This window comes from Proteocatella sp. QWL-06 (assembly GCF_058684135.1).
In genome coordinates, this window is record NZ_CM178755.1 from 483,630 (window position 1) to 496,543 (window position 12,914).

Consider the following 12,914-nt stretch of genomic DNA (forward strand, 5'->3'; position numbering starts at 1 on the left):
AAAAGATGAACGTAAACAGAGTAGATCACATAGGTATAGCAGTAAACAATCTGGATGAGACGATTAAGTTTTATGAAGATGTGCTGAACATAAAATGTGAAGGAACAGAGGTTGTGGAAGAGCAAAAGGTAAGAGTGGCTTTTTTCCCGGTTGGAGATACAGAGCTTGAATTCCTGGAATCTACACATGAAGATGGTCCAATAGCGAAATTCATCGAGAAGAACGGTGGAAGAGGCGGAGTGCAGCATATAGCACTGAGAGTAGACAACATCGAAGAAGCCATCGAAGAGATGAAGGCCAAAGGCTGTAAGATGATCGATGAAACACCGAGATATGGTGCAGGCGGAGCAAAAATAGCATTCTGTCATCCAAAATCGACAGACGGAATATTACTTGAACTGAGTGAAAGAGTTTAACGGGAGGAAGAAATGGCTGACAAATTAACGCAGTTGTTAGAAAAAAGAGCAAAAATAGAAGAGGCAGGCGGGAAAAAAAGAGTTGAAAAACAGCATGCATCAGGAAAGATGACGGCAAGAGAAAGAATCACAATGCTGTTTGACAAAGACACATTTGTAGAGCTGGATGCATTTGTAAAGCACAGATGTACAAACTTCGACATGGCAGACACAGATGCCCCTGCAGAAGGTGTAGTTACCGGATACGGAAAAGTTGACGGCAGGCTTGTATATGCATATGCACAGGATTTTACCGTAGTAGGTGGATCTCTTGGCGAGATGCATGCAGGAAAAATCTGTAAAGTAATGGATCTTGCTCTGAAAATGGGAGCTCCATGTGTAGGAATGAACGACTCGGGAGGAGCAAGGATACAGGAAGCTGTAGATGCCCTCAAAGGTTATGGCGCGATATTCTACAGAAATACAATATCATCAGGCGTAATCCCTCAGATATCAGTGATAATGGGACCATGTGCAGGTGGAGCGGTATATTCACCGGCGATAACAGATTTCATATTCATGGTTGAGAAGACGAGCCAGATGTTCATAACAGGACCACAGGTAATAAAAGCGGTAACAGGAGAAGAAGTAACTTCAGAGGCACTTGGCGGAGCACTTACACATAACTCCATATCAGGAGTGGCGCATTACAAGTCATCAGATGATGAAGCAGCGATAATGGAAGTAAGAAGACTGCTTTCATTCCTTCCTTCCAACAATCTTGAAAAATCACCTGTATATGACTGTACTGATGATCCAAACAGAGTATCAGATCTACTTAACGAGATAATACCAGAGAGTCCGAACAAGGCGTATGATGTGAAGAATATAATAAGAGAGATCGTTGATAACGGCGACTTCATGGAATATCAGGAATTATACGCTATGAACATAGTTACAGGTTATGCGAGACTTAACGGACAGACCGTAGGAATAATAGCGAATCAGCCGAAAATAATGGCTGGAGCCCTTGACATAAACGCTTCAGACAAGGCTGCAAGATTCATAAGAACCTGCGATTCATACAATATACCGGTAATAAACATAGAAGACGTACCAGGATTCCTTCCGGGTACATCACAGGAATATGGCGGAATCATAAGACACGGAGCAAAAATGCTCTATGCTTACAGCGAGGCTACAGTTCCAAAAATCACGCTTATCACAAGAAAGGCATACGGCGGATCATATATAGCGATGTGCTCAAAAGAGCTTGGAGCTGACATGGTATTTGCATGGCCTACAGCTGAAATCGCAGTAATGGGACCGGATGGAGCAGCAAACATAATATTCCGTAAGGAGATTGAAGCCTCAGAAAACCCTGTAGAAACAAGAGCGAAGATGATACAGGACTACAAGGACGAGTTTGCAACGCCATATAAGGCAGCTGAAAGAGGATATGTAGATGACGTAATAGAGCCATCACATTCAAGGGTAAGGCTTATAGATGCACTCGAAATGCTAAGCACGAAGAGAGAACAGAGACCTTCTAAAAAACATGGAAATATTCCACTGTAAGAACAGGAGATTATAATAATGAAAGAATTGATAGCTCAAATGGCTGCTGATGTTTCTTCGATGTCCCTGGCAGAAAAAATGCTGGGAGGGCTTGTTGTGACATTATTCTCCATGGTGATAGTGTTCATCGTTCTGGTAATAATAATGTACGCAATAAAGATCATGACATCATCACTTTCGGAAAAGCCTAAGAAAATCAAAATAGAAGAAGTCAAGGTGGCTCAGGAAGACAAAGTGACACCGATATCAGACACATTTCAGGCTGGTGCTGGAAATGATGAAGAAGAAATCGCTGCTGTCATGGCTGCCATAGCCACACATTATGCTTCTGGGGAAACCAGGATCGTAATCAGGAACATAGCGAGAAACGGCATGAGCTCATGGGCAAATGCAGGAATGCTTGAACAGTTGAACAGTAGATTATAGATAATTCGGAGGGACATATAATGATTAAGAAATTCAATGTTAAGGTAAACGGAAACTCATATGAAGTTGAGGTAGAAGAGATAAAAGATGGCGTTCAGCCAGTTGCACCTGCAGTTCAAAGACCGGCAGCAGCGCCTGCACCAGCAGCACCAGTGGCAGCAGCTCCAAAGGCAGCGCCGGCAGTGGCTGTTGCAGGGGCAGGAACTGTTTCAGCTCCGATGCCTGGGACTGTGCTTGACATCATGGTAAAAGAGGGAGATGTAGTCAAATCAGGTCAGGTATGCGTTATCCTCGAAGCAATGAAGATGGAAAATGAACTTCCTGCTCCATGCGATGGAACAGTAAAATCTGTTAACGTTACCAAAGGCGCATCAGTTAATACAGCAGACGTATTAGTTGTTATAGGCTAAATAGAAAATAGGAGGAACACATGAGTCAGTTGATATTAGACTTTATTTCATCTACTGGTATTGCAAATATCACGGGTGGAGAAGCTATAATGATAGGCGTGGCTTGTGTATTACTTTACCTTGCCATTGCAAAAGGATTTGAGCCGCTTCTGCTCATTCCAATTGCATTTGGTATGCTTCTGGCAAATCTTCCACTCGCGGAGGTAATGGGACTGCCTGATACTATATTATCCCTTCATCAGCCTGAAAACATGAATGAGGCCGTAAAACAGATGGAGCTGGCAGAGCAGGGTAAAATGATTGCAAGCATGAAAACAGAAACACCCGGAGGACTGGTTTACTATCTTTCATTAGGTGCAAAACTCGGAATCTTCCCTCCGCTTATATTCCTCGGAGTAGGAGCAATGACAGACTTCTCTCCACTGATCGCAAACCCGAAGAGCCTTCTTCTTGGAGCTGCGGCTCAGTTTGGGATATTCTTCACTTTCTTTGGTGCCATACTTCTTGGATTCACAGCTCAGGAAGCAGCGTCGATTGGAATAATCGGTGGAGCCGACGGGCCAACCGCCATACTACTTACATCAAAACTCGCACCGCATCTGCTCGGACCTATAGCGGTTGCCGCATATTCATATATGGCGCTCGTGCCAGTAATACAGCCGCCTATAATGAGGCTTCTTACGACTGAAGAAGAAAGAAAGATTACTATGAATCAGCTTCGCGTTGTAAGCAGAAGAGAAAAAATAATATTCCCGATAGCTGTAACTATAATAGTTTCACTAATACTTCCTCCAGCAGCTACACTTGTAGGTATGCTTATGCTTGGAAACCTGTTCAAGGAATGTGGAGTTACAGAAAGGCTTACAAAAACTGCAACAAATGAGCTCATAAACATAATAACCATACTTCTTGGGGTATCGGTAGGAGCGACTGCAAATGCAGAAACCTTCCTGAAGGCTGAGACACTAAAGATAGTAGTTCTTGGAGTAACTGCGTTCGGAGTTGGTACAGCAGCGGGAGTTATAATTGCAAAGCTTATGAACAAGCTTTCAAAAAATGACCCTATAAATCCGCTCATCGGATCTGCAGGAGTTTCAGCAGTACCTATGGCAGCAAGAGTATCGAACAAAGTCGGAAGAGAATATAATCCTTCAAACTTCCTGCTCATGCATGCAATGGGACCAAACGTAGCCGGAGTTATAGGCTCAGCGGTAGCGGCCGGAGTTCTGCTTACTCTTTTTGGATAAGGAGTTTTTTGAAAAATGTAAAGAATATACTTAACTCGCAGCACTCCGCTGCGGGTTTCTTTAAATTTATGAATGAGGAGGTAAACATGAAATCATTATTACCGCAGAACCCCAACACAGGGATTGCATTCAGGGAAGAAAATCTAAAGGAGATATATATCGCAGGAGGATGCTTCTGGGGAGTACAGGCATATTATTCAAGGATTCTGGGTGTTAAGGAATCAATCAGCGGATATGCCAACGGAACAAAGGAAAACCCGACATATGAAGAAGTATGCACAGGCGCTACCGGTCATGCCGAGACAGTAAAGATAGTATATGACAGCACCATACTCAGCCTGGAAGATATAGTCGAGAGGTTCTTCATGATAGTAGACCCTACTCAGAAGGACAGGCAGTCGCATGATACAGGTACACAGTACAGAAACGGGATATATTATCTGGATGAAAGCGAAAAAGAGATTATAGAGAGAATGATTGAAAGCAAGCGCCAGAATTACAAAAATCCTATAGTGACAGAAGTTGAAAAGCTGAAGTGCTTTTATGAGGCAGAAGAATATCATCAGGCATACCTTGACAAGAACCCTGGGGGATACTGCCATGTAAGCTTTGATACACTTAAGGACTAACAATATAAAAGGAGAATACTATGAGCTTTAATTTTTCAGAGATATTCAAGGATCAGCCGAAAGAAAAAATATATGAGCAGCTTTATCAGATGGCAGAAGGGCTTTTTTACGACGAAAGAGACATGCTGGCAAACATGGGAAACCTTTCATCCCTGCTGTATTTCAATCTCAGCAACATAAACTGGGCAGGATTCTATCTGTACAAGAATGATGAGCTCGTGCTTGGGCCTTTCAATGGAAAAGTTGCATGTACAAGGATCGCTATGGGAAGAGGCGTATGCGGAACTGCCGCCGCCGAGAACATCACTCAGATAGTGGAGGACGTGCATCAGTTCCCGGGGCATATCGCTTGTGACAGCGCGAGCAACTCAGAGATCGTAATTCCACTATTTAAGGATGAGAAACTACTGGGAGTGCTTGATATAGACAGCTTTGAAAAAGCCACATTTGATACTGAAGATGAAAAGGGACTCAAGAAGATCCTTGAGCTTTTCATTGAAAAAACAGATCTGGATATATAACATCTTGATATGAAACGAAGCGAGGGCAGGCTCTGTTATGAGCCGCCCTCGCTTTATATTATCCTTTTTTATGCGATTTTTTTTAAAGCTTTTCCTTTGCCATTTCTTCAAAATTTACAAGCACCAGTTCGCTCTCAAGATATCTTGCAAATGCATAGAGCGTATCGGAAAGCCTGTTGACGAACTTGATCAGAACCGGATTTACCTCAGTTTCAGCATCCAGAGCAAGAATCCTTCTTTCAGCCCTTCTGCATACAGTCCTAGCAACATGAAGCGAAGAAGATGCCTTTGAGCTTCCAGGGATTATAAAGGCGTTCACCTTATCTATTTTTGCCAGGATTTCATCAATCCATCTCTCGAGCGCTGCTATATCTTCTTCCGTAACAGAAAGCTTGAATTCCCCGTTCTGGGAGGTAGCAAGCTCGCCAGCGACAAAGAACAGCTTCTTCTGGATCTTAAAAAGCCTCTCGCTTATATCCTGATCTTCTATGAAATTTCGTGCATGGCCTATAGTTGAATTCAGCTCATCAACTGTTCCATAAGCCTCCACACGTACGGAATCCTTTCTTACTCTTGTGCCATCATATAGAGAGGTCTCGCCTCTGTCGCCTGTCTTTGTGTATATTTTCATATGATCCTCCAATGCAATATATAAAATAAATACTTATTAGGATTATACCCTTATTGAGAAAAATAAACTCAAAAATGAAAATTCTAATTTCAAATTATATATTTTAAATACTAATTTTCGAATAATTCTTTGTTACCAATCTATGTTAAAGGGTAGATATGCTGTAGAACTATTAGAGATATGAAAGGAGAATTACCATGAAAAAAATATCTGGATTGTTGGTAGCCTTTATACTCATGTTTTCTACCCTGACCGCTTATGCAGCTACTCCGGCTGACCATGATGGGGTCATAAGCCATAACGGAGTAAAGATGTTTCCGGTAAGAACAGTAGCAACTCTTCTTAAAACAAATCTGCAGTGGAATCAGCATGATAAATCGGCAGTTATGATAATCGAAGGAAAGACAGTAAAATTCAGGGCAGGCGAAAAATGGGTATCAGTAGATAATCAGAATTATACGATGGATCATCCTGTGTATATCAAAAACGGAAGAATATACATCAGCGAAGCGTCACTTAAGGATATATGGAACATTGAGATCGAATATGTTGATGGAAGAGCAAACCTGAAGATTGTAGTGGAAAAAAACATAGTTGATACTGCGGTTGCAGCAGGTGACTTTGGAACTCTCGTAGCGGCGGTAAAGGCAGCAGGACTTGTAGATACCCTTAAGGGAAAAGGTCCTTTCACAGTATTCGCACCTACAGATAATGCATTTGCAAAACTTCCGAAAGGAACTGTTGAAAACCTTCTTAAACCTGAAAATAAAGATGAACTTGTTGATATACTGACATATCACGTGGCGGGAGAAGGACTGCTTGCGTCTGACGTAGTAAAGATGGAAAAGATAAAGATGCTAAATGGTGATTTTGCTGATATTGATATTAAGGGCGGAAAGGCATATATTGACGGAGCGACCATTACAATGACAGACATAGTTGCTTCAAACGGAGTTATCCATGTAATAGATGCTGTTATGCTTCCTTAACTAAAATATTAATTGATAAATTATTAATATATGGTGCCTCTATTTTATAGAGGCACTTTTCTTTGATATGTGGTAGAATATGCATAGAGGGGTATCATTATAACATGGAGGTGGAATATATGACTAAAAAAATAATGGCTTTGCTTATGGTTATGCTGATAGCTCTGACAGGATGCACAAAACCGCAGGATGATCAGGCTCAGGATACACCAGAGGTAAAGCAGAATATCAATCTGTACTATCCGAATATTGATGATGAAAAATACTATTTCATTGCTGCAACTCTGGATGCAGAGAGCGAGGCGGAAGTTAAGGATAATATAACGGAGCTTTACAAGTCCAATGTACTCAAGGGCACAGGACCGGTATTCAGTGAGAACACAAAGATAAAAGATATAAGTCTCGATGATGAGGGCATACTTCACATAGACTTCAATGATGCATTCAGATATGAGATGAATGCAGGATCGCAGTATGAGGGAATGATACTTCAGAGCATTACCAATACTTTCGGACAGTATTACGGAGCTGACAAGGTGATAATAACTGTAGAAGAAAAACTATACGAGTCAGGGCATATACTTCTTGAAGAAGGTGACTTCTTTGAAACTGACTACAGCAATATCGCAGAAGTACAGCAGAATATCTGCTGATAAAAAGGCAGTGAAAAACACTTTCCAGGATAACTTCCCAGAGAGTGTTTTTTAAGGCTCAGTTGACATGTTTGGAAAGCTCATATAATTATTTGATATAAAGAAGGGACTGTAATGGAATCAAACAAAGTTGATAAAAGCGTTTCAGAAATAATAAAAGAATCCTGGGAAAGATGCAGAGCCTTTGGCGTAGACAGAGAGCACGGGAAAGGAAAAAGAGTATCAGAGCCTGAAATGGATGAAATATTTAAAAAGAACGAAGGTCTCATGAGTGTGGCCATACCTCTCATGAATAAAATGTATCAGGTAGTAAAGGGATCAGGCTTCAGCGTAATGCTGACAGACGGGAATGGCTATGTGCTTGAGACCATAGGCGATGAAGACATAATGAAAAAAGCAGAGGAGCTTAATTTTTTAAAAGGCGCAGTCTGGACAGAGGAAGCCGTCGGAACAAATGCAATAGGGACTGCAATACATATAGATCAGCCGCTTCAGACCATAGGAACGCAGCATTACTGCAAGACGCAGCACTCGTGGACATGCTCTGCAGCGCCCATACATGATGAAAAGGGAAATGTCATAGGCTGCATAGATATGTCTGGAGAATCAGGAAAAGCTCATATCCACACTTTGGGGATGGTAATCACAGCGGCATATTCAATCGAGAGCCAGATGGAGATAATCAGATCCAATACGCTTATAAATGCTACTTTCAGCTCCATAAACGACGGCATGATTATCCTTGATGAGAATATGAAGATAAGCAGGCTGAATGAACAGGCATGCGAGATACTGGGATATTCGTCGCAAGAGCTTACAAAAAAAGACATGAACCTTATTACAAAGGACAGAGAGCTCAAAAGCGAAATATCAGCAATAGATGAATATTATCAGAATCTGGACTATGCCATATACACCAGAGACGCTAAGATGATAAAGTGCATAATAAAAGCCGTACCTGTAAAATCCTCAGGGAAAAGCATGGGGACGGTCATAACCTTCAAGCCGTCAAGCCAGATAAACAAGATAGTAAACAAGGTGGCCGGCTACAAAGCCGTATACAGATTCAGGGATATAGTAACAAACGACAGGAAAATGAAAGAAACTATAAGTTATGCAAGGAAGATAGCCGATACAGACTGCAGCGTAATGATAACAGGAGAGAGTGGGACCGGCAAGGAGCTTTTTGCACAGGCGATACACAATCACAGCTATCGCGCCGAAGAACCTTTTCTTGCAATAAACTGTGCCCTCATTCCAGGAGAGCTAATCGAAAGCGAGCTTTTCGGATATGAAAAAGGAGCATTTACAGGAGCAGACAAATCCGGGAGGCCAGGAAAATTTGAGATAGCAGATGGTGGAACCGTGTTTCTGGACGAGATAGGTGAAATGCCACTTGAAATGCAGTCAAAGCTGCTCAGATTTCTTGACAACAAGAAGATAAACAGAATAGGCGCCAGTTATGAAAAAACTGTCGATGTAAGGATAATAGCAGCTACCAACAGAGACCTTCTGGAAGAAATCTCAAAAAACAACTTCAGGCTGGATCTCTATTACAGGCTGAGTGTAATGAACATAGAAATCATAAAGCTTGATGACAGAAAAGAAGACATAGAGCTCCTTGCAAGGTATTTTACAGAAAAGCTGAATGAGGCTCAAGACAAGAAAAAAACTCTTTCAAGCTGGTATATAGATTCGCTCAAGTCAAGAAGCTGGAAAGGAAATGTAAGAGAGCTTCAGAATGTGGTTTTCAGAGATTATTATCTCTGCGAGAGCGATGAGCTGACTGTCAGCAGCGGCGAGAGCATCATTAAGGCAGGCGAACCGGAAAAACAGCAGAGCGCCATTCGTGAGATCATAGATATTGAGCAGGTCGAAGCAGAAAACATCATAACAGTGCTTTCAAGGTGCGACTGGGACGTGCAGCGCGCAGCGGAAATATTCGGAATGAGCAGAGCAACGCTTTACAGAAGAATGAAAAAGTACGAAATAAAAAGGCATGGAGAATAATATATCAGCTACAGTCTCAAACATGAGAAATATCTCATTCTTGAGACTGTTTTTGTATCGTTTTTGAGAAAATATGAATATACCCAACTTTTACCGTAGCCTGGCCGGAGATTAAGATAAATACAGAAGCTAAAGATTTCAGGGCTTATAAGGCGGTTTTTAAGAAAATCATATGTAGCAGCACAGCATTGGAACGGATTTTGCTCTTATATTGGATGAGTTGATAATTTATAAACAAATACGATATGGAGGAATAATATGAAAGCTGCATTATGGTATGGAAGAGAAGATGTAAGATTAGAGGATATCAAAGAGCCAGAGGTAACTGCCGGAAGCGTGAAGATAAAAGTGAAATGGTGCGGAATATGTGGTTCAGACCTTCATGAATATCTGGGAGGACCGATATTCATACCACAGGGAACCCCGCATCCTATAAGCGGATGCGTGGCTCCTGTGGTGCTTGGCCATGAGTTTTCAGGAGAGATAACAGAAGTGGGCGAGGGAGTTGCAGGGCTTGAAATCGGAGACAGAGTTGCAGTAGAACCTATAGTGGCATGCGGAACCTGTGCAGCCTGCCTGGAAGGAAAGTATAATCTCTGCAGCAGCCTTGGTTTTCATGGACTATGCGGAGGCGGAGGAGGATTCGCAGAATACACGGTATTCCCCGCAAAATTCGTTCACAAGATTCCTGATGGACTTTCATATGAAAAGGCGGCGCTTATAGAGCCCATAGCAGTAGCAGTCCATTCACTCAGAACTGGAAAATTCATGACAGGTCAGAGCGCGCTTGTGCTTGGAGCAGGCCCTATAGGACTTGCAACGATAGAAGCCCTCAAAGCTGCCGGAGCAAGCCTTGTGATAGTAATGCAGAGAAAGTCAGTAAGGCAGGATTATGCGCTCAGAGCCGGAGCAGATATAGTAATAGATCCAAATGAAGTAAATGTGGCAGAAGAAGTAAAGCTCCTCACAGGAGGAGTCGGAGCAGACATATCGTTTGAAACTACAGGCTCAAAAGCAGGCTTTGATGCAGGAATGGAGAGCATAAGACACAATGGAACAATGGTAGTGACAAGCATATGGGAAAATGAGGTCAGCATAAATCCTAACACATTCATATTCTCAGAGAAAACAATAGTGGGTACAATCGCATACAGAAATGAATTCCCGGCTACTATGGCACTTATGAATGACGGAAGAATAAAGGCAGAAGGATACATCACAAAGAAAATAAGCCTGGATGACATTGTGAAAGAAGGCTTTGGATCGCTCACAGGACCGGATAAGAAAAATCACGTAAAGATACTTGTGACGCCTGATAAGTCTCTTTTATAAGTATAAACAACTGAATTTTGCCAATTGAAAACCGGCCTTCCACAAGTCTTACTTCTGGAAGGCCTTTTCAATGTGCGCCCAGCATGGGCGCAATCTCAAGGGTTAAAGTCCCAAGTCTGCCCCGGTAGTGGGAAAGACATAGCTGAACACCAAGGGTGTCCATCGCGAGGTGGAATCTGAAGGAAGGTGTAGGCAAATCTCTGGTCTGACGAACAGAAATCACATCAGGCTACAGTTAAGGATAAGACTGCATTACAAGTCAAAGTCCAATAACTACCCGGGATTAACTGTAGTAAATGTGGCAGATATATGGAGAGGAAGATTGCGTTCTTACCTGGGGAGGTCTCATGGACATAACGGGGCAATAGAACATTTTGTAGTTATGGTTGAAACAAGATTTATCATGAGAAGTCAGCAGAGGTCATAGTACCAATTCAGTTGCAAATGAATTGGGAAGGACTGAACTTTAGACCAGCTAGTAATTGTCAATGATTTTTGATAAAAATTCATTTATGGTTTTATGGTACTACAAATAGGCCAAAAAAATATTCGAATTTTGAATGGCCTGACTTTTAAATGGTTCGTATTCAGCCGTTAGGCTACTTGCAGATATTGATTTTCAACATACATCTTACAGTGTAGCTCAGGGTGACGAATTTCATATGACTTTTGATTCTTTAATATGGAAAATATATAACCCAATAATTTTTTCATGACAGCAACAATGCCTACCTTCTTGCTCTTACCATTCATATTTTCTTTGTAATAGTTAAGAAGTACGCTGTTTGTTGCAAGACCATTTCGTTTGCTTCTAACCGAAGCAAGAGCGACAGCGTAAAGAGCTCTTCGGCCCGTGCGTGTTCCTCTTTTAGAAATATGATTATTGGAGCCTTTGAATTTTCCGGATTCATTTACCGAAGGATCAAGTCCGAAAAATGCAACCAGCTTTTTTGATTTTGCAAAATTTTTAAAATCACCAATTTCACTTATAATTGTTATAGCAGTTACTTCACCTATACCAGGTATTGATTGAAGCAACTCAATATTTTTAAGAATATCAGTCGGTATTCTGCCACTTGAAAGCAGATTTTTGATTTCGCAGAGAAGTAAATCTATTTGAGTTTCAAAGTTCTCTATAATGCTTATATTAGCTTTCAACTTAACAAACAGACTATCTGATGATACTCCAGTGATAAGGGATTCTTTTGCGGCAGCAAACAGAAGAGCATATTTGTTTTCAGCGTATTTCATGCCTTTCCTGGAAAGTTTCAACAGAAGGTTTATGATTTCAGTTTTGTCAGCTGAAAGTATATCGTCGGGTCTTGGATACTGCTTCAATATCTGTAAAGATGATTTTGATGTAGTATCAGAAAAAATATTTAAATAGCCAGGGAAAATTATTCTTAATTCATTAGATAATTTTTTCTTGAATGTAGACTTGGTATCGGTAAGCTTGTAATATTCACGACAAAGTGATTTCAATGTATACAGCTCTTTATCAAAGTTATTGGATACCTTGATATTTTGGAATTTGCATATTTTAGCAATAGCAAGTGCATCTTGTTTATCATTTTTCACTTTTCTAATATCGAAATTTTTGTTAGAATTAGTGATAAGAGGATTGATAGTGAACACATCAAACTTATTATCATTTAAAAAGTGGAAAAGAGATATATGATACACGCCAGTGGATTCCATGAAGGAGGCAACCTTCATGTCATATTTTTCTTCCACTTTTTTTATTTCAGAAGCTAAATATTCAAATCCATCCAAAGTATGATTTATCCTGAATGATTTCCTGTATACCTCACCGTCAGGTGCCAAAATGGCAACCATTGAAAATTCTGCGGCAACATCGATTCCTACAACTGGTCTATTAATATATTTGTTCATTTCCAGTATCTCCTTATTTAATATATTGAGATAGAATTAGAGATTCCACCTTCTATCAGCAACTCTACAACCTTGTTTGTGACACGGATAATTCCCTTCGGGAAATCCAACCAGCTAAACATAGAATTTTTACTGATGGAATGATACGCTAATTTGCGGGTATGGGATACTGTGATCCTCCCAGGAGGTGTACATCTATC

General features: G+C 41.0%; 13 protein-coding genes. 11 read left to right on the forward strand and 2 right to left on the reverse strand.

Features of this window, described 5'->3' with window-relative positions; genetic code table 11:
* Positions 1 to 5 precede the first annotated feature (5 nt).
* From mce to AC4PGZ_RS02455, 7 genes are all read left to right on the forward strand, one after another.
* On the forward strand, positions 6 to 416 hold the full coding sequence (mce, locus tag AC4PGZ_RS02425) for a methylmalonyl-CoA epimerase (protein ID WP_492159455.1): 411 nt from the start codon (positions 6 to 8) through the stop codon (positions 414 to 416).
* Positions 417 to 428: 12 nt separating this feature from the next.
* Positions 429 to 1,973 (forward strand): acyl-CoA carboxylase subunit beta, encoded by a 1,545-nt coding sequence (locus AC4PGZ_RS02430; protein WP_492159456.1) that lies wholly within the window; start codon positions 429 to 431, stop codon positions 1,971 to 1,973.
* 18 nt (positions 1,974 to 1,991) lie between these two features.
* The gene (locus AC4PGZ_RS02435; protein WP_492159457.1) at positions 1,992 to 2,399 is read left to right on the forward strand and encodes an OadG family transporter subunit; all 408 of its coding nucleotides are present in this window, start codon (positions 1,992 to 1,994) and stop codon (positions 2,397 to 2,399) included.
* Between the two features lie 20 nt (positions 2,400 to 2,419).
* Positions 2,420 to 2,809: a biotin/lipoyl-containing protein gene (locus AC4PGZ_RS02440; RefSeq protein ID WP_492159458.1), complete on the forward strand. Its 390-nt coding sequence runs from the start codon at positions 2,420 to 2,422 to the stop codon at positions 2,807 to 2,809.
* Between the two features lie 20 nt (positions 2,810 to 2,829).
* The gene (locus AC4PGZ_RS02445; protein ID WP_492159459.1) at positions 2,830 to 4,056 is read left to right on the forward strand and encodes a sodium ion-translocating decarboxylase subunit beta; all 1,227 of its coding nucleotides are present in this window, start codon (positions 2,830 to 2,832) and stop codon (positions 4,054 to 4,056) included.
* An 86-nt stretch (positions 4,057 to 4,142) separates the two neighbouring features.
* Positions 4,143 to 4,685, forward strand: coding sequence for a peptide-methionine (S)-S-oxide reductase MsrA (gene msrA, locus AC4PGZ_RS02450; RefSeq protein WP_492159460.1), 543 nt, complete (start codon positions 4,143 to 4,145; stop codon positions 4,683 to 4,685).
* 20 nt (positions 4,686 to 4,705) lie between these two features.
* A complete protein-coding gene (locus tag AC4PGZ_RS02455; RefSeq protein WP_492159461.1) occupies positions 4,706 to 5,206 on the forward strand; it encodes a GAF domain-containing protein in 501 nt (166 codons plus the stop codon).
* 82 nt (positions 5,207 to 5,288) lie between these two features.
* On the opposite strand, the gene AC4PGZ_RS02460 is transcribed toward AC4PGZ_RS02455, so the two are convergent.
* Entirely contained in the window at positions 5,289 to 5,837 is a 549-nt protein-coding gene (locus tag AC4PGZ_RS02460) for a cob(I)yrinic acid a,c-diamide adenosyltransferase (RefSeq protein ID WP_492159462.1), read from the reverse strand.
* Positions 5,838 to 6,034: 197 nt separating this feature from the next.
* On the opposite strand from AC4PGZ_RS02460, the gene AC4PGZ_RS02465 reads away from it, so the two are divergent.
* The 4 genes from AC4PGZ_RS02465 (at position 6,035) to AC4PGZ_RS02480 (ending at position 10,821) form a co-directional block, all read left to right on the forward strand.
* Complete coding sequence (locus tag AC4PGZ_RS02465) at positions 6,035 to 6,826, forward strand: fasciclin domain-containing protein (RefSeq protein ID WP_492159463.1); 792 nt, start codon at positions 6,035 to 6,037, stop codon at positions 6,824 to 6,826.
* Between the two features lie 119 nt (positions 6,827 to 6,945).
* Positions 6,946 to 7,479: a GerMN domain-containing protein gene (locus AC4PGZ_RS02470; RefSeq protein WP_492159464.1), complete on the forward strand. Its 534-nt coding sequence runs from the start codon at positions 6,946 to 6,948 to the stop codon at positions 7,477 to 7,479.
* Between the two features lie 114 nt (positions 7,480 to 7,593).
* Positions 7,594 to 9,489: a sigma-54-dependent Fis family transcriptional regulator gene (locus AC4PGZ_RS02475; protein WP_492159465.1), complete on the forward strand. Its 1,896-nt coding sequence runs from the start codon at positions 7,594 to 7,596 to the stop codon at positions 9,487 to 9,489.
* A gap of 258 nt (positions 9,490 to 9,747) precedes the next feature.
* Positions 9,748 to 10,821 (forward strand): 2,3-butanediol dehydrogenase, encoded by a 1,074-nt coding sequence (locus AC4PGZ_RS02480; RefSeq protein WP_492159466.1) that lies wholly within the window; start codon positions 9,748 to 9,750, stop codon positions 10,819 to 10,821.
* 594 nt (positions 10,822 to 11,415) lie between these two features.
* Here AC4PGZ_RS02480 and AC4PGZ_RS02485 read toward each other — a convergent pair.
* A complete protein-coding gene (locus AC4PGZ_RS02485) occupies positions 11,416 to 12,714 on the reverse strand; it encodes an IS110 family RNA-guided transposase (RefSeq protein ID WP_492157849.1) in 1,299 nt (432 codons plus the stop codon).
* Positions 12,715 to 12,914: the final 200 nt, after the last annotated feature.